The organism is Guyparkeria halopsychrophila (genome assembly GCF_044582135.1).
GTDB lineage: Bacteria > Pseudomonadota > Gammaproteobacteria > Halothiobacillales > Halothiobacillaceae > Guyparkeria.
This window is the reverse complement of sequence record NZ_JBDODP010000013.1, coordinates 25,990-45,405: the sequence shown is the minus strand read 5'-3', so window position 1 is coordinate 45,405 and position 19,416 is coordinate 25,990. Positions and strand designations below refer to the sequence as shown.

The following is a 19,416-nucleotide window of genomic DNA, read 5'->3' as shown; positions in this document are numbered from 1 at the left end:
CGTTGGTTGCGGCGGTCGGCACCGCCAGAATTTTGCACCGGACAACGAAAAAACCCCGCACTAGGCGGGGTTTTGCTGTCGACCGGGTTGGGTCCAGATTAGATCTGGACGTTTACCGCGGCCGGACCCTTCTGGCCTTGCTCGACTTCGAAGGTGACGGTCTGGCCTTCGGCCAGCGACTTGAAGCCGCCGCCCTGAATGGCGCTGTGATGGACGAAAACGTCCTTGGAGCCGTCTGAAGGAGCGATAAAGCCAAAGCCTTTCTCGTCACTAAACCATTTAACGGTGCCTGTAGCCATGATGGATACCTCTGATGCTATGCATATGCATAAAATTGAATGAAAAACGAGGGGTGCTGAAGGACTGCAAAAGCGTCAGAGAACTGCAAATCGTAGCGGGTCATACAAACTGGATAATTCAATCTGTGGTCCTGCGGGGTTCGAGCCTGGTGCAATTGAGGAGTCCTTAAACTGAATCCTCTCGGGGAAACGCTGTTTCGTTTTCCCGGAACGCATTATCCCGCGTTCTGCTCGATAAGCCATAGTTTTTTTGCAAAACAGTCGCTTCTTCCTGCTCAGTAACGATTTTGAATCTAGACAGAGGCAGATGAAGGAGGCGTTTTTAACGACGTACCGGACATATGCCCACTTTTTCCCGGCGCTGTGTATTTTCGCAACGAGTCGCCCAAACGTATCGATTCAGAGCAATCAGATCGCAATTTTTGCCGTGTTGGCAGGCAAAAAGTGGTCTATACGGCTTTGGTGTGGTCAATTTCCGTGTTCAGGACGCGACGAGCATGGCGCCGCTGGCGACGTGACACCGGTGCAACAGCCGAACGCATGCGGGGCGCTGCCGTTCGAGCCGGGGCTTCGCGGAGCTGACGTTCCAGCCGACAAGTCCCTTGCAATCGAGGTTGGGCCTTGCCCCTGCCGGCCCCTGGGAACCAACCGCATGGCGAGTCGAGCAGCGGGGGCGACGCCGACGTCACCTGCGGGCGAGGATCTTCTCGGTTCGAATCGTGGCGGACAAGGTATGTCGCTCGCCGGGGCGAAGCGCGTAGCCGTTATCGATGGCGTTCGCCGTTTCCACGCAGAGCATCTCGCGCCAGGCATCATCGGACATGTCGTCAAAGGCACGCACTCCCTCAGGGCCCGGGTTCCAGACCACCGTGGTGGCGCTCCCGGCCTTTTCGACGACGATCCGCCGGGCATGATCCTCGATTACGGCCTTGCCCTGGTGATCGAAGAACACCCGGTCGATCGGCGGGCGAGCCCGCAAGAGAGTCGATTGGATTCCGCGGATGCCGCCTTGCTGCTTGTCCCAGTAGTTCAATCCCTCCAGGCCCTCGATGGCAATGTCGCGGGCATCCGTGACGCGGAAATAGCTATGCAGCGCCTCCGAGAGTTGCCAGGTCTCGTCATCACGGTTTTCCGCGGTCAGGTCGAGGCGCAGCGTCTCCCCGAGGGTCACCGTGAGGGTGAGGACGAAGTCGTGGGGCCAGATGCGACGGGTGGCCTCGTCGGCTTGCAGCCGCAGGATGGCCCGAGTGATGTCGTCCTCGACCGTCACCGATTCGATCTCCCACGGCAGGTGTCGTGCGAAGCCATGCGCCTTCTGCGCGGAATCGTTCGGATGGGCCCCGAACCATGGCCAGCAGATCGGAATGCCGCCGCGCACCGGACGAGTGCCATCGAAATGGGCCGTCTCGCTGACCCATATCAACTCGTCACCGCCTTGAGGTGTGTAACCGAGCACCGTCGCGCCCATCGTCGTGATCGATGCACTGCCCTGCGAATTTGTCAGTTCCATCACGACAAGCCGGCCATGTTGATGGAAGTGGACCCCGGGCAGGGCGAAGCGATTGCGCAGTGTTTCGATCACGTGAACAGTTCCTGACAGGAGTGAATGAGCTCTTGGCCGGGTTCATTATGGTCGATGCTCATGACGATTCGATCAAAACGGCAATTCGATGCAAGACCGCGAACTGAGCAACGGGATGACCGAGGCAATGCACGATGCCCAGGCCGGCAAGGGCTGGATGAAGGCCGAGGCCGGCGAGACCATGCAGGCGTGCAGCGGCTTTATGGAGAAGGTGCTGGGGGACGACGTCAAGGACCTCAGCGCCCTGGGCATGGCGATCACCGTACGCGGCAAGTATTGCATCGGTATCCACGTGCAGAAGGGGCTCAAGGCAGGAGGGCCCCATCCCGAGATCATCGAGGCGTGCAAGGTCGCCATCCTCATGGACGGCGGCCCGGCGATCACCGACATCGCCGAGGTGCACGATGCAGTAGAGGCCTTTGAGAAGAGCTAGAGGACAGTGACGGGCTAGTCGTCGCCGACCACTCGATCGCGCCCCTGTTGCTTGGCCGCATAGAGTCGCTGATCGACCCGGTGCACCGTTTGCTCCGGCGTTGCATCCTCCGCTAACGGGACGACACCGAAACTTGCCGTGACATGCCCAATTTCGGGGAAGTCGGTGTCGTGGACCAGCCGCCGCAGTTTCTCGGCCAATGCCCTCGCGGCGGGTTCATCGGTGTCCGGCGTGATCAGCATGAACTCCTCGCCGCCCCAGCGAGCAAAGCTGTCCGTGGCACGAATATGCTCGCTGATCAGGCGAGCGAAACGCGTCAGCACGGCGTCTCCGATGGGATGACCGAAATCGTCGTTGATCTGCTTGAAATGATCGATATCGATCATGATCAGGGCGGCCGGGTGGCCGTAACGCCGCACCCGGTCATGCTCGTGGCTGAGGATTTTCTCGAAATGCATCCGGTTGATCAGCCCGGTGAGCATGTCGGTGGTGGCAAGACGTTTGAGCTCGTTTTCCGCGTTGACACGCTCCGTGATGTCCTTGCCGATGGAGACGTAACCGGTCAATTCGCCATGCTCGTTCCTGACCGGCGTGATCGTCTCTTCCATGTGGAGTAGTTGGCCGTTCTTCTGCCGGTCGATGAACGTGTCCCGGAAGACATTACCCTGGTCGAGGGTGTCCCACATGCGTTGATAGAAGCTGCGGTCATGCAGGCCGGACTGGAGAACGCTGGGATTCTTGCCGCGTACTTCCTTGCGGCTATAGCCGATGTGCTTCTCGAATGCGCTATTGACGTCAAGAATGCGGTTGTCCCGATCGGTGATCACCACGCTGTCACTGCTGGCATCGAGCGCATAAACGAGCATCTGACCGCGCTCGTGCTCGCGGGTCTCCGCCGTGATGTCACGCTGGACCGAGACGAAGTGAGTGATGCCGCCGGCCTCGTCGCGCACCGGCGAAATGCTCCATTCGACGTCGTAGGGCGTCCCGTCCTTGCGATAATTGACGGTTTGCGCCGAGAAACCCTTGCCCGCCTCCAACGCCGCGCGCAGTCGATCGAGCATCGGACGGCTGGTGGCCTTGCCCTGGAACAGGTGCGGCGTCTGGCCGAGTATCTCCTCGAGCGGGTAGCCGGTCATCGACAGGAAGGCCGGGTTGGCGTAGACGATTTCCGGGCCGGGGCGATCGAGCTCTGCGGTGGTGATCACCACCGCGTCAAACGACTGTTCCACGGCGGCCTGAAGCAGCCTCAAGTAGTCGAGATCGTGCATGGTGGCCATTAAGCTCAGCGTCGTGTGAATGGGCGGCCAGTGGCCGTTAGTGATCGCAATCCGCGGCACGAGCGGCCGGCCGCGTCACATCGGCACCGTTGAGCGGGACAAGCCGAGAGAAACGCGGATTGTTTTGCCAATGGTGACATGGACGTCCATATGTCCAGTTTGCATTGGGCCTGTGCCGTGGGGTACGCCTTACTGGTAACGGATATCGACGATTTCCCAGGGCAGTTGACCCTTGTCTTCGCCGGCCGGCAGCCGCACCACGTCGCCGGGGCGACGGCCGATCAGCTTGCGGGCCACCGGAGAGTCGATGCTGATCCAGCCGCGCGACGGGTCGAGTTCGTCCGGCCCGACCAGGCGCAGGGTGCGTTCGAGTGCCTGGCTCTCGCATTCCATCTCGACGTAGGCGGCGAAGTAGACCTTGTCGGTGTCGTCGGGTACGCGGTCGACGACCTTGAGGTTCGGCAGGCGCTTTTGCAGGTAGCGGATGCGACGGTCAATCTCGCGCAGCCGCTTCTTGCCGTAGATGTACTCGGCGTTCTCCGATCGATCACCCAGCGCGGCGGCCTCGGAAACCGCCTGCACGACCTCGCGTCGTTCGACGCGCCAGAGCCGATCCAGCTCGGCCTCGAGGGCCTTGAAGCCGGGCCGGGTGATGATCGGCGTGCTCATCGATCGCCGGCGGCGAGGGTCTTCTGGATGGCGCTGACCGCGTGGGCGAGATCGCGCAGACGGTTGTCCTTGAGCTCACCGCCGGCCGCACCGGGATGACCGCCACCGCCAAAGTAGCGTGCGGAAATCTCACCGGCGTTCACGCCGGGGTTGGCGCGCAGTGAGAGGCGGCCATTGCCGCGTATGCCCATTGCCATGTCGATCTGACCGCGCACTTCCATCATGTCCATGATCACGCCACGCCAGACATCGTGCGGCCAGTTGAAGAACACGCCGGTACGCACGCCTTCGATCTCGAGTACCGGGACGAAATCCTCGTCGAGTACCGAGGCCGAGAGCATGTGGAACTTGTCGTTGAGCGGCAGGTTCTCGTCGTTGAAGATGCGTTTTTCCACCCGCCCCTTGAGGAAGCTCTTGCGGGCGTCGAATAGCTGGCGCTCGAACGCCTCCAGCGTCTCGCCGGACTCGTGGGAACGGAAGAACGCCTCCATCACGTGGAAGCGGTAGGCGCGCTTTAAATCCTTGAGCGGCGGGGCGAGGTGATCGTCTTGCATGACCAGGCCGATCAGGTAGATCGCCCGGCGGAAATTGTCGTGGTCGCGTAGCCAGCGGTCACCCACGTCGATGAACTCGGCGCGCTGGCGCATCAGGTCGCGTTGGACCGGGTCGAGGTGATCGGCCACCGCCTCGAAGGTCAGCAGGCTCGCGCAGCGATCGGTGTCGAGGTAGTACCAGTCGAAGGCCTCGGCACAGTCGGCGCCGGTGGCGTGGTGATCGAGCAATTGCAGCTCGACCGGCACCTTCATCTTCGTGATCCGCTTGTCGAGCGCCTTGGCCTGATCCAACGTCAGGTTGAGGTCGGTGATCAGCAGCCCCGCCGGCTCACCGGCCTTGAGGATGCGCGCGACGATGTCGTCGATGGCGTTGTTGATGTCGCGGTAATCGGCGTTGACGAAATGGCAGCGCTGGTCGGTCTGATCGACCATGTACTGAGCGCCGTAGCCGTCAAGGTCGGTGTGCGACACGTGATACAGCCAGCCTTCGGGACGGATGATAGTCGGTGTACTCATGGATGCTCGCTGACAGCGGTCGTCGCGAGGGACGACCGTGAATGAATAGGTGTGTTTAAGCTATTGATTGACCGGGAAAACACAAGTGTTGTCCGGTAAGCCGTGATTGGCAATGGCTTATTGCCGGCGCCAGGTCGTGCCCTGCGGACCATCTTCGAGGGTGACGCCGTTGTCGAGCAACAGGTCGCGGATGCGATCGGATTCCTCGAAGTTGTGGGAGGCCCGGGCCTCGGCGCGCTGGGCGATCAACTGGTTGATGTCGGCATCGTCGAAGGTGTCCTCGCGATCGCCTTCCGCACTCCAGTGGAGGAAGGCATCCGGATCAAGTTGACCCAGGTTCAGGATCGCGCCCATGGCGTTGATCGTGGCCGCATGCGGGGCCGCGGCTTCCTTGTCGGATTCGCCGATCTTGTGCACCAGGTGCAGTTGCTCGTGAATCAGGGCGATGGCCTTGGGCGTGTTGAAGTCGTCGTCCATGGCGTCATGGAAGGCGTCCATCACCTCGGTGATCGGCTCGACGTTGGCCGGCACTTTCTTCAGGGCGCTGTACCAGCGCGACAGGCTGGCCTGGGCGGCATCCAGATGGTGGTCCGAGTAGTTGAGCGGGCTGCGGTAGTGGCTCGAGAGAATGAACAGGCGGACCACCTCGGGGTGATAGCGCTGGGTCACGTCCTCGATGGTGAAGAAGTTGCCCAGCGACTTGGACATCTTCTCGTCGTCGACCCGGACGAAGCCGTTATGCATCCAGTAGTTGACGAAGTGGCAGCCGGTGGCGCATTCGCTCTGCGCGATCTCGTTCTCGTGGTGCGGGAACATCAGGTCATGGCCGCCACCGTGGATATCGAAGGTGGTGCCCAGCGACTCGGTGGACATTGCCGAGCATTCGATGTGCCAGCCGGGCCGACCCGGGCCGAAGGGCGCCTCCCACTTCGGCTCGCCGGGCTTGGCGTGCTTCCACAGCACGAAGTCGAGCGGATCGTCCTTGGCCTCGTCGACGGCCACGCGGGCGCCGGCGCGCAGATCCTCCGGATCGCGCCCGGAGAGCGTGCCGTAGCGCGCGAAGGTCGAGACGTCGAAATAGACGTCGCCGTTGTCGGCGCGATAGGCGTTGCCGCGCTCGATCAGTGTCGTGATCATCGTGATCATCTCGTCGACGTTCTCGGTGGCGCGTGGCTGCGAGGTCGGCGGCAGGCAGCCCAGTGCCTCGGCATCCCGGTGCATCAGCTCGATGAAACGATTGGTCAGCGACTCGATGCTCTCGGCGTTTTCGGCGGCGCGGGCGATGATCTTGTCGTCGATGTCGGTGATGTTGCGCACGTAGTTGACGTCGAAGCCGCGCTCCTTGAGGTAGCGCACCACCATGTCGAAGACGACCAGCACCCGGGCGTGACCGATGTGGCAGCGATCGTAGACCGTCATCCCGCAGACGTAGATCCCGACCTGGCCGGGCCGGATCGGGGTGAACTCGCGCTTGGCGCGGGCGGCGGTGTCATAGATTGTGAGCATGTTGGCTACGATTCCGGGTCGAAGGTCGTTAGACTGTTCTGCATTGGAAATGACGTGTTTCCTGAAAGCTAAGCTTTCGGGAAAGGCGTTAGTTTAACGGCCCCACAGACGAGATAAAACGCATGAGTGACATCAATAGCAAGATCCGCTTCTCCACGCGACTGGGCGAGATCGAGATCGGCCTGTACGACGACAAGGCCCCCAAGACGGTGGAAAACATTCTCGCCTATGTCGACGCGGGCCATTTCGCGGGCACGATCTTCCACCGTGTCATTCCGGGCTTCGTCGTCCAGGGTGGCGGTCTGACGCCGGAAATGGAGCAAAAGCCCACCCGCGCACCGATCGAGAACGAGGCCAACAACGGCCTGAAAAACAAGCGCGGGATGCTGTCGATGGCGCGTACCCCGGATCCGAATTCGGCCACCAGCCAGTTCTTCATCAACCTGGCCGACAACGCCTTTCTCGATTTCTCCTCCGAGACCCCGCAGGGCTGGGGCTACGCCGTGTTTGGTGAGGTGGTCAACGGCATGGACGTGGTCGACAAGATGGCCACGCTGCAGACGGGCTCCCGCCACGGTCACCAGGACGTGCCGGTCGACGACGTGCTGATCGACAAGGCCGAGCGCATCGACTGATCGACCCGACTCACCACCCGACTGATCACCCTGGGAGACGTGCCCGGTCATGGCCGAAACGCTGATCATCGCTGACCTGCACCTGGCGACACCCGAGCCCCGCACGCTGGCCCTGCTCGATACCTTTTTCGAACGCGCCGAGCATGCCGAGGCGGTCTATGTGCTCGGGGACCTGTTCGACTACTGGATCGGTGACGATCAGCCAATCGATCCGGCGATTGCCGAGCGGTTGGGGCGCTTTGCCGACCTGAAGGCCACGGTGTACTTCCAGCCGGGCAACCGGGATTTTCTCGTCGGGCGCCAGTTGCTCGAGCGGCTGGGTGCCACGCATCTGCCCGATCAGACCGTGCTCGAGCAGGGCGGGCGCCGCTGGCTACTCACCCACGGCGACGAGCTCTGCATCGATGATGCGGCCTACCAGGCCATGCGGGCCCAGCTGCGTGATCCGGGCTTCGTGCGTGATTTTCTCGCCCGCTCGCTTTCCGAGCGCATCGCGATCGCCGAGGATCTGCGTAACAAGAGCCGCACGGCCTCGTCGAGCAAGCCCGAGGACATCATGGACGTCAACGTCGCGGCGGTCGACGAGATCCTCGAGCGGACCGGCACCGACGGGCTGATCCACGGACACACCCATCGTCCAGCGATCCACCGGCTGGCCGACGGTCGCCCCCGGGTCGTGATCGGTGACTGGGGCGAGGCCGGCTGGCTGGTCTCGCTCGAGGGTGATGGCGTCGCCCTGGAGCGTTTCACGCCGGAATCCAGCGAGGTCATGGCGACCTGGCCACTACGCCGGGAGGCGATTGCATGAATTTGCCGATGATGCTCACCTGGCTGCGGATCGCGGCCATCCCGTTGATGGTGGTCGTGTTCCTGTTCACCCCGACCGAGTTCGCGCGACCGGCCTCCGCCTGGATCTTCGGCCTGGCCTCGTTGACCGATTTTCTCGATGGCTATCTTGCCCGTCGCTGGAACCAGCAATCGGCCTTCGGTGCGTTTCTCGATCCGGTGGCGGACAAGCTGATCGTTGCCGTGGCGTTGGTGCTCCTGGTGTTCAGTGACGGCGATCTGCCGATCGTTATAGCCACGGCGGTGATCATCGGGCGCGAGGTCTTCGTCTCGGCCCTGCGTGAGTGGATGGCGAGCCGCGGCATCAGTGCGGCGGTCAAGGTGTCGTCCCTGGGCAAGCTCAAGACGACGGCACAGATGTTCGCCATCCTGTTCCTGCTCTACTACTTCCCACTGTTCGGCGTGATCGACGTCTACCTGATCGGCTATTGGCTGCTGATGGTCGCCGCGCTTCTGACGTTCGTTTCCGGTGCCCAGTACGCGCAGGCCGCCATCGCGGCCGTGGCCCGTGCCGAGGCCGAAGGGCGGGAGCACTGACGTCGGTATGAGACCCGTCCTGCGTGGATTGAGTCGCGGTGTGCGGCTGCTGCTCTATTTTGTCGCGGGCCTTTGGCTAACCCGGCGATTTGCTCGACTGGACGAAGCGGTTCGCCTCGAACAGGCCAGGGCCTGGCTGGAGGGGGGCACCCGGGTGCTCGGGGTGCGCGTTCGTGTCGAGGGCTTGGAGCGGCTGTCTGACTTGCCACCCGGAGGTAGTCTTTGGCTCCCCAATCACGTCAGCTGGCTGGATATTCCGTTGCTGGGCGGACTCTGCGACGGAGCGGTGTTTGTCGCCAAGAGCGAGATTCGTCGCTGGCCGGTGATCGGTCGGCTGGCAAGGCTCAGCGGCACGGAGTTCATCGAGCGTGGCCGGGGGAGTGAGGCGGCCAGCGAGGCGGTGGCAAGGGGGCTTGAGCATGGTCGACAGATGTTGGTGTTTGCGGAAGGCACGACCACTGACGGTCTGATGGTGCGACGATTCCACGCTCGTTTGCTTGCTCCCGCCATCGACATGGAACGTCCGGTAGTGCCGATCGCCCTGCGTTATTACGACTCGCAGGGGGAGCGCACCACCGCGCCGGCATTCATCGGCAAGGAAAGCCTCTGGCCGTCATTGTGGCGGGTGCTTTCTTCCCAGGGGCTCGAGGCGCGGATCGACGTGCTCGAGCCGATCTATCCGACGGCGGATGACAACCGCAGCGAGATTGCGCGGCGCGCCCACCACGCCGTGGCGACGCGGATCGCGGCATCGGGAAACGAGGCCGTCGAGGCCATCCCCGACTGACCCGCGAACGACCGTTCGAAGTCGGGATCTCTCCCTTCCCCTAGGGAAACTCTGCACGATTCGATGGCATCTCTGGCTTGCGGGTTTGTTCGCAATCAAGGCGCCGTGCCGAAGACGGGCTCGTTGCCCGTCGAGGGACGGTAACGCCGAGTGCGGGCAAACCCGCAAGCCCCATCCGGGCGGGCCGCCAAGGGCCCATCTGCTGTGTTGCAGCCCTTGTAAAGGGCGACGGCCCTTCACGGCGGACTGTGCCTTGCATATGGGCTCTTGGCGGTCCCGCAGAGACGCTATCGAATCGTGCAGAGCTTCCCTAGTTCCCCATCACCCCACGCATCAGCTGCTGCAGGTCGAGCGGTTGGCTTGGCATAGCAAAGCGGGCATCGGGTTGACGGGCATCCGAAATGGATTCGAGGCGAAAGTCGTCACCAAAGCGCAGCACCGCCAGCCCGCGACGCGTGAGCTCTTGTTCTGCGGCCTCATGGCCACTCACACCGGTGCCACTGGCAATCGCCCGGGTCATGCCGCCCAGCAGGGCGTCCTGCATTTCCCTGACCAGAGGATCGTCGGTCAGTACCGCCTCGTCGATGCGGGCGTTGCCTTCACTGTCGACCCAACTCACCCGGTAGCGTTCGCCGTCGACCCCGGCAACCGTTTCGCGTTGCCCGGTCGCCTCCAGCGACGTGATCTGACTGGGGACGACCGCGTCCGGTCCGAGCCGTGCCAGGGCAGTGTGCTGCCCAAGGAGCTTCGCCAACTGGTCGAGATCCATGCTCACCGGGTGCCCCGCGACCTTCGCCACGCCCCAGGCCCTGCCGTCGATGGCCAGCACGTGGGCGGTTTCGTTGGGCGTATCCAGACGACTGCGTTCAGCTGTTTGCCAACTGAACATCAGCGACGGCAGGGATGGGTCGGCAGTCTTAAAACGAGCTTGGCCATCGGCGAGGGCGGCCGATGCGACGGCCGTGCCTAGGCCTGCAAGCAGTATCGAGCGAATCAATGAGTTCAAGCGCGACTCCCGGTCATGGCGGTGGTGGTGCGCTGCTTCGACCGTTCAGGCGGACAGGAATTCCCCGGGGGCTAGCGATAAGGCAGTTTATCGCGTCCACGCTGGGGGTCAGGCGTGGACAGGCAATCAGGCCAACGAGATCAATCAACGATGGCAAGATGCTCATGGTCATCACGAGGTGTAGGGAGGTTGGCAAGGGCGGGCGATGGTGCCAGGCGCGTCGGCCGGCAAGCGACGGATTGGTCCGGGTCGCTCTGGTGATCCATGCGACGAGCGGGACGAAAAGCACCAACACGGGGCTCCCGGACCAGAGCGCGCCGTTTTGCCGATTAACGGCGTGCCGCGCGGAGAAGTCGCTCGATACCCACGACGACGAGATAGATCGCGCAGGCCGTGGCGATGATCGCGGGGCCCGAGCCGACATCGAACCAGTAACTGGCGTACAGGCCGGCCAGGCAGAACAGCAGGCTGAAGGCGGCCGAGAGCAGCATCATGCCGCCCAGCGTGCGGGTGTAGCGCTGGGCCAGGTAGGGCGGCAGGGTCAGCAAGGCGATTACCAGCAACAGTCCAACCACCTGGATCATCATGACCACGGTTTCGGCGACCAGTAGCAGTAGCATGAAATACAGCCCGGTTACCGGAATTCCGCGGGTGCGCGCGTAGATGGGGTCAAAGGAGAACGAGAGCAGGTCGCGGTAGTAATAGAGCGCCAGCCCCAGGATCACGGCATCGATGCCGGCCATCAGCCAGAGATCGACGGTGGCGACGGTGAGAATCGAGCCGAACAGGTAGGTCATTAGCCCGGCCTGGTAGCCCGGCGTGAGCTCGACCAGGATCAGGCCGAAGGCCATGCCCGCGGCCCAGATCACCCCGATCAACGTGTCGGTACGTTCTCGCCTCCGCCGGGTGAGCGCCCCGAGCAAGAGTGCTGCGCCCGCGGTGAACAGGCCGGTGACCGGCAGTACCGGCAGGCCGAGGAAGATGGCGGTACCCACGCCGCCATAGGCGGTATGGGCGATGCCGCCGGTCATGAACACCAGACGATTGACTACCACGAGCGCTCCGACGATGCCGGCCGCAATGCTGACCAGCAACGCGGCGATCAGCGCGTGCTGGACGAAGCCTTGTCCGAGCAGGTCCATCAGGCTCATTGCGGACCCCTGTCCTGAGCGGCGTGTGCGTGTTGGGAGGGCAGGTGCGCGTTGAGGGCGGCATGTCCCATCGGGCAGTCCGCACCGTGCTGGCCGTACATCAGGCCCAGCATTTCCTCGGTGATGGCCGGCCCCTCGCCACTGACCAGCCAGCGATTGACCGCGATCACCTGCGAGACGGCCTGCCGGGTGATGCCGAGATCATGGCTGACCATCACCCGGGTGAGCGTGCCGCCGAGGTCTTCAAGGGTCTCGTGGATGCAGGCGCGCCCGTAGGGATCGATGTTGGAAAAGGGCTCGTCGAGCAGCAATAGCTCCGGTTCGGTGATCAGGGCGCGCGCGATCAAGACACGCTGCCGCTGACCACCGGATAGCGAACCGAAGGGACGCTGTGCCAGTTCCAGGATGCCGGTGCGTTCCAGCGCCTGCCGGGCGCAGTCCCGTTCGTCGGCGTGGAAACCGGGTCCGTGGCGGCGGCCGTGCGGCAGCCCCATCAGCACCACCTGTTCCACGGTGGCGGGAAAGCCTGGCGCGAGGTTGCCGTGCTGGGGCACGTAGCCGATGCGCTCGGGGTGCCGGCCCGGTTGGTCGCCAAAAACGTGCACCGAACCGGCGTTCGGCTGGTAAAGCCCGAGGATCAGGTGGAGCAGGGTCGTCTTGCCGCCGCCGTTGGGGCCCACAATCACGGTGAACGCCCCGTGCGGAATCACGAGATTGATTTTTTCGAGAATGGGCTCACGTTCAAAGCGGAAACTCACGTTTTCCAGGACGATCGCGGCGGAATCGGGATCGGATGCCGTCATGGGGAGGATCAGTGCTCGTCTTCGTGGTTGGTATCGGTCGCCGGCGTTGACGGTTCGAGTGCCTCGGCCAGCGTCGCGGCAATTGCCCGCATGCCCGCGGGCCAGTCGCGTGCCAGGGGGTCGAGGGTCAGCACCTCGCCGTCAATCTCCCGCGCAATGGTACGGGCCGCCCCCTGGGCGAACTGGGGTTCGATGAAGATTACCCGTATATGGTGGCTGCGCGCCTGCTCGATGATACGGGCCAGTTCCCGCGGGCCGGGTTCCTTGCCTTCGACCTCGATCGGCATCTGCTCGAGTCCGTAACTCGCGCCGAAATAGCCGAAGGCCGGATGGAACACCAGGAACCGGCGCGCGGTGGGATCGATGCCGGTCAGGGCATCGAGAATGGCCTGATCGAGGGTGTTGATCTGCTCGGCAAGTCGGCGAAAACCCCGGTGGAAGTCGGCAGCCCGCTCGGGTGCGGCCTCGATTAATGCATCGCGAATCGTCTCGGCTTGAAGACGCACCAGTGGCGGGGACAGCCAGACGTGGGGATCGCGGACGCTGTCATCTGGGACCACGTGCTGATCGGGTTCGCCATGATCGTGTCCCGTGTGGGCAATCATCGCCCGTCGCTGGATGGTTGCCACGGTGTCGATGACCTTCATTTCGGTGTTGACCGAGCGAAAGCGCGGCAGCCAGCCCTTCTCGAAAGGCACATCGATGGAGAAGTACAGGTCGGCACGTGACAGCGCCGCCATCTGTCGGGGCGTCGGCTCGTAGGTGACCGGTTCGGCGTTGGCCGGGACCATGACCTGCACGTCGACATGCTCACCGCCGATGGTCTCGACGAAATACGCCTGCGGCGGGATCGAGACGGCCACGTTCAGCGGGGCCGCGTGGGCGTTAAGGGCCAGGCCCGTGCCCATGAGGGCGAGACCGATGACGACGAGTCGCGGCGCAAACAGGCGAGGAAGCGGCGAACGGTCGAGTTTCATGGAGTGGCTCTCCCAGGGGAATCGGTGCCAGTGCAAAACGTTATTGTATAACACTAAGGCTGGCAACGGTGCCAGTCCTAGTGCTTGCCGACCGGGTTTCATGGCCGCCGCAGCGGCCATCGACCGCGCCAGAACAGTCGCCGATGCAGGTTTTCCAGTCGCGTCGTCAACAGAGCGGACTGGCGTCGACTCGGGGAACGCGCGTAACGGGTCGCTTCCAGCAACTGACCGACCCGACGCAGATCCTCGCCAGCGAAGGGCAGGGCGGTGGCCGCCCGACGTAGCAACGCGCGCTCGGATTCTGGGTTGTCGCGGTGAATGCCCAGTCGCGCCAGGTCATCCTGGAGTCGCATCCAGAGGTATTCGGCCTCGCTGCCTGCCTGCCGTCGACGTTCACGCCGGGCGAAAAGTACAAGCAGTCCCCACCACACCAGCACCGCGACGGCCAGTGCCCACAGCGCCCCCCAGACGGGATGACTCATCGCCAGGCCCAGTCTGCCGAGCCATTCGTGCTGTATGCGCCCGTCATAGCCGAGGACGTACTGGTTCCAGCGGTTGTCCATCTGTTCGGCCAGCAATCGCATCTGTCGTCCGAACGATCCCTCCGCCCGTCGAACGGTGGCCGGCAGGTTGGCATCGTCGGCCATCGAGTGGGCAATGCCCTCCTCGATGCGTTCGGGCGCGACCGCCGCGGTGGGATCGACACGCCGCCAGCCGTCGGCGGCGGTCCACACCTCGGCCCAGGCATGCGCATCGGATTGGCGAACCACCAGGTAATCGCCGTTGAGTTCACCGCCCTGATAGCCCGTGACCACCCGCGCCGGCACACCGGCGGCGCGCATCAGGCGGACGAACGCGTCGGCGTAGTCCGCGCAGTAACCGCGTTGCGTCTCGAACAGGAAGGTATCGGCACGGTCCGCGCCTTGCCGTCGCCCGGGTGAGCGGGTGTACTCGAAGGATTGCTCGCGGAAATAGGCCAGTGCCTGGTCGATGCGTGCAGCCGGCGGCTGGTGGTGCCAGCTAGAGGCTAGGTCGGCGAGCAAGGGATTGAGGCCGCCCAGGGCGAGGTAGTGCTGCCGGCGAAAACGCGGCAGGGTGCCGACGTCCAGTCGATATTCGAGTGCCGAGGTCAATCGATATCGCAGGCGGTTGTCGACCGGTCGTTCGCGCTGGACCACGAGATTGCCGTCGACCCGGCTTCTGGCCGGTGTGTCGATGGCAGCGGCGAGGCTCGGCAATTGCCGGGCAGCGGTCGGCTCCAGGGTGATCTGATAGGCCACGCGCGAGTCGTCCAGTGTCTCCAGGCGCGGCGAACCGGCCACTGGGTCGGCGATCCAGCTCTCCGGGTCGTCCTCGGCAAAGCCGCTCATCACGAACACCCGCCAGTATCGCTGCTCGGGCGGTATAGGCGGGCCGTCGAAACGTACCCGGAAGGCGGGGCTCGGATCCTCGGCCAGCTGGTCGAATTGTCCCGGTCGCATCTGTTCGGACAGCCCGGTCTGCGCCTGACCACCCGGTTGCTGAACGCCCCACAGGGCCCCTGGTGGGCGGGGAAACAGGGCAAAGAGGATTAGGGTGAACGGCAGGCCGAGTAGCAGCAGGCGCCCGGCATCACGCAAGCGCTTGCCGAGGTGGTGCCCCGCCGGGCCGGCCGGTTGGCTGATGCCCATCCAGGCACCCACCAGTAGCCAGAACAGCACCATGACCAGGGCGAAAATCGCGATCGCCTGATCGAACAACAGCACGCTGATCAGCAGGAAGAAGGCCAGCAGCAACACGCCGTACTGGTCGCGCGTCTCGTGGGTTTCCAGCAACTTGAGACCGGCGGCGACGACCAGCAGGGCCACGCCGGCATCCCGGCCCCACAGCGCATGGAAATGCAGGACGACCACCGCGGTGCTGGCCGTGGCAAGGAGCAGCAACAGCCAGCGCGGCGGCAAGGGCAGGCCGCTGACTTCATGCACACGCCGCCAGGCGAATGCCGCGATGACGATTGGCAGCACCGTCCATGGCAGGTGGGGCAATAGCAGCCCGACCGAGCCGACCAGCACCAGCCAGAGCAAGGGATCGAGTCGCGCCACCGCCATCAGTACGTTTCCCCGGGGGCGACATGGTCGACGCACAGGTCAAAGCCCTGCTCGTCGCGCTGCCGGCCGAAACGGGCCAATCGCTGCAGGGCGGTCTGGTATCGCTGATCGAGGTTTGCGCTGGCCGATGCAGTGAGATCGTCCTCGTCGGGTAGGCGCAGCACCCAGGGCCGTTGAGCGAGGTCGAGGTGCATCAGGCGCTCGGTCATGGCCGAAAGACGGGTTTCGCGTGGCCCGGCGAATGCCTCGTAATCGATGATTTCGGGATCGGGGCGTTCACTGTCCGCCTCCGGGTGACGAGTCAGCAGTTGGCCCGTCTTGGCGTAGTGACGGAAGACGACATGCCGGATCGGATCGCCGGGATGGTAGCTGCGCAGGCGCGTCGGGTCACCCTCCAGGCTCGACTGGTCGCCCGAACCGTCGCTTTCTGTCTGCCTAGCACGGTCGAGGCCTTCGATCGGGGCGGGATGAATCCACTGGCCAATCCCCGGAGAGAGTCGGCGGCGGACGGTCCAGAGCCCGAGCGGATAGGGCGTCTCGAGGGTGATTTCCGGGAGAGGCAAATAGCCGCGCGGTTCGCCGGGCAGGGTCATTGAGATGATCGTGGAACCACGCGGGGAATGGGCGGTATACCCGATGGTTTCCTCAAGGCCGGCGTCGACCTGTAACGGCGGCACGGTTGCCTGGCTGGTGAATTCGATGGAGACCGTGCCAGCCTCTCCGGCGGCACGCATCCCGGGTGGGATGATGCGGGTTTGCACCCCGGAAAGGGCGCGCCAGCCCTGCCAGGCGCTGTTGATCATCAGGGCGATCATCATGAAGGCGATCAAGAAGATCAGGTTGTTGCCGTAGTTGACCGCCGCGAGCAGCATGGCAACGGTAATGATCGCCAGGCCCAGGCCGAATCGGCGCGGACGGATCTGCAGGGGTGAGAGCGTCTGCTGGGGCACAAGGGAACCTCTGCACGTTTCGATGGTGCCTCTGCTGGACGAGGAGCGGGTTACGGTGTCGGCACGCGCTCCAGCAGCAGATCGGCGGCATCGCGGCCATCGTGCCCGTCCATTCCGACCCGGTGGTTGACCAGGTCCGGCAATACCGCCTGCACGTCGTCGGGCAGGACGTGGTCACGCTGGTCGATCAGGGCCCAGGCCCGGGCGAGATTCAGCAACGTCAAACCTGCCCGTGGCGAGAGCCCCACGCGGAACTCCGGCGCCTCGCGACTGGCGGCCAACAATGACTGCACGTAGCCGGCAATCCGCGTGGCGACGTGCACCCGGGCCGCCTCAGCCTGCAGCCGCTGCAGCCCCTCGGCATCGACGATCGGCTCGACCTCGGCCAGGTGGGCGCGTCCCCCGCCGGAAAGCAACATTTCGCGTTCGGTGTCTGCATCCGGGTAGCCCAGACGAATCACCATGGCGAAGCGATCGAGCTGCGATTCGGGCAGGGGATAGGTGCCGGCCTGGTCGAGCGGGTTCTGGGTAGCAATGACGAAGAAGACTGGCGGTAACGGGTAGCGCTTGCCGTCAACCGAGACCTGACGTTCTTCCATGGCCTCGAGCAGCGCGCTCTGCACCTTGGGTGGGGCACGGTTGATCTCGTCGGCCAGCAGCATCTGGGTAAAGACCGGACCGGGCATGAAACGAAAACCCGATGGGGCGCCCGTGCCGCCGGGTTGGAAAATCGAGCTGCCCACCACATCGGCCGGCAGCATGTCGGCGGTGAACTGCAGTCGCTTGAACGACAAACCGAGCACCTGGGCGAGGGTGTGGGCGAGGGTGGTCTTGCCCAGCCCCGGCAGGTCCTCGATCAACAGGTGACCGCCGGCGAGGATGCAGGTCAGTGCCTTGCGAATCGCCGGGCGCTGGCCGACCACGACCGTGTTGGTGCGATCGATGATGCTCGGGCAGATCGTGGCATCCATGCGTGTCCAGTGCTCCTCGCTCAGTCGCTTCGATCGAGTTTTGCCCGATAGGCGCGCCGATAGGCCTCGATCAGTGCCGCGTGGCGGGGTTCGTTGCGAAAGCCCGGCTCCAGCGGCGTTAGCGGATGATAGCCCCATTGCCCGGCGAGCACCTGCCCGGCCTCCTTGACCCGATCACCCGGGAAAAGGGCGGCAAGCGACTGTCGTGTGGCTTGCGCCGTCAGGCCGGCCTCCTGTTGCAGTTGCCATAGCACCTGGGCGGCCCGGTAGCGCTGCTGTCGTTGTTCGGGCAGCGGCGGGACGCTGGCCAGCCAATCGATATCCAAGCCGATTTCCTCGGGCTCCCGTGGGCTGACCGAGTCGGCATGCAGCCGGGCAAGCACCTCGATCTCGCCGATGCGCGTGCCGGCCCAGACCGATTCCGGCCCGGCGCAAAGCCCGATCACGTCGGTCACCGGGGTGAGCGGATCAAGGGCGAGATCGGCGACGGTCTCGGCAAACTCCCCGCTTTCCTCAGGGGTGAGCCGGTCGAGCCGCTGGAAGTAGGGCAACAGCCTCAGGCCCAGGTTGTTGTTGCGCTCGATCAACTCCTCGACTGGATAGATCTCGGAGACATCCGGTACCAGAATCCGGCAGGCTGGCAGGCCCAGGTGCTCGAAATCGGCGATGTAGACGTCGTGGCCCAGCTCGTGGAACGTGGCAATCAGCGCCTTTTCGTATTCGACGTTCTGCTCGTGGCGGGTCATGTCGGCGACGTCGGCGGCATCCATGCCCCAGGGGGTGAAGGGATAGTCCGGCGCGTCGCGCAGCATCTGCCAGGGCAGAATGCCGGAGGAGTCGATGAAGTGCAGTTCGATGTTGTCGGGATCGGCCGCGAGCTGCTGGTCGGCGGTCGGTGCCGGGAAGGCGTGCAGGTCATCGAGATCGCGGCCCTGGACCAGCTCGGTGAGCGTGCGCTCGAGCGCCACGTCGAAGCGCGGGTGGGCACCGAACGAGGCGAACACCCCACCGGTTTGCGGATCGTAGAGCAGCACGCAGATCACCGGGAATCGCCCGCCCAGCGAGGCGTCAAAGGCACGCGCCGCGAAGCCCGACTCGTTCAGCGCCTCGAGGGAGGCGAGGCTGGCCGGGAAGCGCTGCATCACCTCCGTGGGGATCTCCGGCAGGGCAATGCCCTCGACGATGATCTGTTCCTTGACCGAGCGCTCGAAGACCTCCGAAAGGCCCTGGGTATGGGTTTCGGCCAGCGTGTTGCCGGCCGAGAGCCCGTTGGAGACGTAGAGGTTGCCGACGACATTGACCGGGAAGTAGATCGCCGCCCCGTCGCGTTGACGGACGAACGGCAGGGCACAGATTCGGTCGGTCTCGCCACTGTTGAGATCCGCCCAGTCGGCAGTGGATTCGAGCGTGTCGCCACCGTAGAAGCTCCACAGCCGGTCGTCGAGCAACCCGTCGGGGCGCTCACCCGGGCCTTCGAGGCTGAACCAGCGCTCGGCCGGGTCGTGCAGGCTGTCGCCATCGACGCTCGCCAGTTTCCGGTGCCAGTGGAAATCGGCAAAGAAGTACTGCGAGGCCAGTCGCTCGACGAACTCGCCCAGCGCCGAGGCCAGGGCCGCCTCGCGGGTTGCCCCCTTGCCGTTGGTGAACAGCGCCGGGCAACCCCGATCCTTGATGTGAACCGACCAGCAGTTGGGCAGTGGGTTGCGCCACAGGCTGGGCTCGATGTCGAAGCCGAGTTCGGTCAGGCGGTTCTGGACGCGGGCGATGGTGTCTTCGAGCGGCGCGTCCTTGCCGGGGATCAGGGTTTCAGTCATTCGGGAATCGTGT

Annotated in this window: 19 protein-coding genes; 5 read left to right on the top strand and 14 right to left on the bottom strand. The window is 64.1% G+C overall.

Annotated features, from left to right (window positions below; all coding sequences use genetic code 11):
• Nucleotides 1–98: 98 nt before the first annotated feature.
• Both ABGV18_RS07165 and ABGV18_RS07160 read right to left on the bottom strand, forming a co-directional pair.
• Nucleotides 99–299 (bottom strand): cold-shock protein, encoded by a 201-nt coding sequence (locus ABGV18_RS07165; protein WP_125198616.1) that lies wholly within the window; start codon nucleotides 297–299, stop codon nucleotides 99–101.
• A 685-nt stretch (nucleotides 300–984) separates the two neighbouring features.
• Nucleotides 985–1,881, bottom strand: a complete 897-nt coding sequence (locus tag ABGV18_RS07160; protein ID WP_396585446.1) for an aldose epimerase family protein — start codon at nucleotides 1,879–1,881, stop codon at nucleotides 985–987.
• Nucleotides 1,882–1,969: 88 nt separating this feature from the next.
• Between ABGV18_RS07160 and ABGV18_RS07155 the strand changes: the two genes are divergently transcribed.
• The gene (locus ABGV18_RS07155; RefSeq protein WP_396585445.1) at nucleotides 1,970–2,314 is read left to right on the top strand and encodes a carboxymuconolactone decarboxylase family protein; all 345 of its coding nucleotides are present in this window, start codon (nucleotides 1,970–1,972) and stop codon (nucleotides 2,312–2,314) included.
• Nucleotides 2,315–2,328: 14 nt separating this feature from the next.
• On the opposite strand, the gene ABGV18_RS07150 is transcribed toward ABGV18_RS07155, so the two are convergent.
• From ABGV18_RS07150 to cysS, 4 genes are all read right to left on the bottom strand, one after another.
• Entirely contained in the window at nucleotides 2,329–3,603 is a 1,275-nt protein-coding gene (locus tag ABGV18_RS07150) for a diguanylate cyclase (RefSeq protein WP_396585482.1), read from the bottom strand.
• A gap of 180 nt (nucleotides 3,604–3,783) precedes the next feature.
• Complete coding sequence (greB, locus tag ABGV18_RS07145) at nucleotides 3,784–4,263, bottom strand: transcription elongation factor GreB (RefSeq protein WP_396585444.1); 480 nt, start codon at nucleotides 4,261–4,263, stop codon at nucleotides 3,784–3,786.
• On the bottom strand, nucleotides 4,260–5,333 hold the full coding sequence (locus ABGV18_RS07140) for a DHHA1 domain-containing protein (protein ID WP_396585443.1): 1,074 nt from the start codon (nucleotides 5,331–5,333) through the stop codon (nucleotides 4,260–4,262). The genes greB and ABGV18_RS07140 overlap by 4 nt, the downstream gene beginning before the upstream one ends.
• Nucleotides 5,334–5,450: 117 nt before the next feature.
• The gene (gene cysS, locus ABGV18_RS07135) at nucleotides 5,451–6,839 is read right to left on the bottom strand and encodes a cysteine--tRNA ligase (RefSeq protein ID WP_396585442.1); all 1,389 of its coding nucleotides are present in this window, start codon (nucleotides 6,837–6,839) and stop codon (nucleotides 5,451–5,453) included.
• Nucleotides 6,840–6,961: 122 nt separating this feature from the next.
• Between cysS and ABGV18_RS07130 the strand changes: the two genes are divergently transcribed.
• The 4 genes from ABGV18_RS07130 to ABGV18_RS07115 are packed head-to-tail and all read left to right on the top strand — an operon-like array spanning nucleotide 6,962 to nucleotide 9,644.
• On the top strand, nucleotides 6,962–7,474 hold the full coding sequence (locus tag ABGV18_RS07130) for a peptidylprolyl isomerase (protein WP_396585441.1): 513 nt from the start codon (nucleotides 6,962–6,964) through the stop codon (nucleotides 7,472–7,474).
• Between the two features lie 49 nt (nucleotides 7,475–7,523).
• On the top strand, nucleotides 7,524–8,282 hold the full coding sequence (locus ABGV18_RS07125; protein WP_396585440.1) for a UDP-2,3-diacylglucosamine diphosphatase: 759 nt from the start codon (nucleotides 7,524–7,526) through the stop codon (nucleotides 8,280–8,282).
• Nucleotides 8,279–8,857 (top strand): CDP-diacylglycerol--glycerol-3-phosphate 3-phosphatidyltransferase, encoded by a 579-nt coding sequence (gene pgsA, locus ABGV18_RS07120; RefSeq protein ID WP_396585439.1) that lies wholly within the window; start codon nucleotides 8,279–8,281, stop codon nucleotides 8,855–8,857. The genes ABGV18_RS07125 and pgsA overlap by 4 nt, the downstream gene beginning before the upstream one ends.
• A 7-nt stretch (nucleotides 8,858–8,864) precedes the next feature.
• Nucleotides 8,865–9,644, top strand: coding sequence for a 1-acyl-sn-glycerol-3-phosphate acyltransferase (locus ABGV18_RS07115; protein WP_396585438.1), 780 nt, complete (start codon nucleotides 8,865–8,867; stop codon nucleotides 9,642–9,644).
• Between the two features lie 310 nt (nucleotides 9,645–9,954).
• On the opposite strand, the gene ABGV18_RS07110 is transcribed toward ABGV18_RS07115, so the two are convergent.
• From ABGV18_RS07110 to ABGV18_RS07075, 8 genes are all read right to left on the bottom strand, one after another.
• Entirely contained in the window at nucleotides 9,955–10,650 is a 696-nt protein-coding gene (locus tag ABGV18_RS07110) for a hypothetical protein (protein ID WP_396585437.1), read from the bottom strand.
• A gap of 329 nt (nucleotides 10,651–10,979) precedes the next feature.
• Nucleotides 10,980–11,801, bottom strand: coding sequence for a metal ABC transporter permease (locus ABGV18_RS07105; protein ID WP_396585436.1), 822 nt, complete (start codon nucleotides 11,799–11,801; stop codon nucleotides 10,980–10,982).
• The gene (locus ABGV18_RS07100) at nucleotides 11,798–12,604 is read right to left on the bottom strand and encodes an ATP-binding cassette domain-containing protein (RefSeq protein WP_396585435.1); all 807 of its coding nucleotides are present in this window, start codon (nucleotides 12,602–12,604) and stop codon (nucleotides 11,798–11,800) included. The genes ABGV18_RS07105 and ABGV18_RS07100 overlap by 4 nt, the downstream gene beginning before the upstream one ends.
• Nucleotides 12,605–12,612: 8 nt before the next feature.
• Nucleotides 12,613–13,581, bottom strand: a complete 969-nt coding sequence (locus ABGV18_RS07095; RefSeq protein ID WP_396585434.1) for a metal ABC transporter solute-binding protein, Zn/Mn family — start codon at nucleotides 13,579–13,581, stop codon at nucleotides 12,613–12,615.
• Nucleotides 13,582–13,679: 98 nt separating this feature from the next.
• Nucleotides 13,680–15,668, bottom strand: coding sequence for a transglutaminaseTgpA domain-containing protein (locus ABGV18_RS07090; RefSeq protein ID WP_396585433.1), 1,989 nt, complete (start codon nucleotides 15,666–15,668; stop codon nucleotides 13,680–13,682).
• Nucleotides 15,668–16,618, bottom strand: coding sequence for a DUF58 domain-containing protein (locus ABGV18_RS07085; protein ID WP_396585432.1), 951 nt, complete (start codon nucleotides 16,616–16,618; stop codon nucleotides 15,668–15,670). Before ABGV18_RS07085 ends, ABGV18_RS07090 begins: the two co-directional genes overlap by 1 nt.
• A 50-nt stretch (nucleotides 16,619–16,668) precedes the next feature.
• Nucleotides 16,669–17,589 (bottom strand): AAA family ATPase, encoded by a 921-nt coding sequence (locus ABGV18_RS07080; RefSeq protein WP_396585431.1) that lies wholly within the window; start codon nucleotides 17,587–17,589, stop codon nucleotides 16,669–16,671.
• Between the two features lie 20 nt (nucleotides 17,590–17,609).
• Nucleotides 17,610–19,403, bottom strand: coding sequence for a YcaO-like family protein (locus ABGV18_RS07075; RefSeq protein ID WP_396585430.1), 1,794 nt, complete (start codon nucleotides 19,401–19,403; stop codon nucleotides 17,610–17,612).
• Between the last annotated feature and the right edge of the window lie 13 nt (nucleotides 19,404–19,416).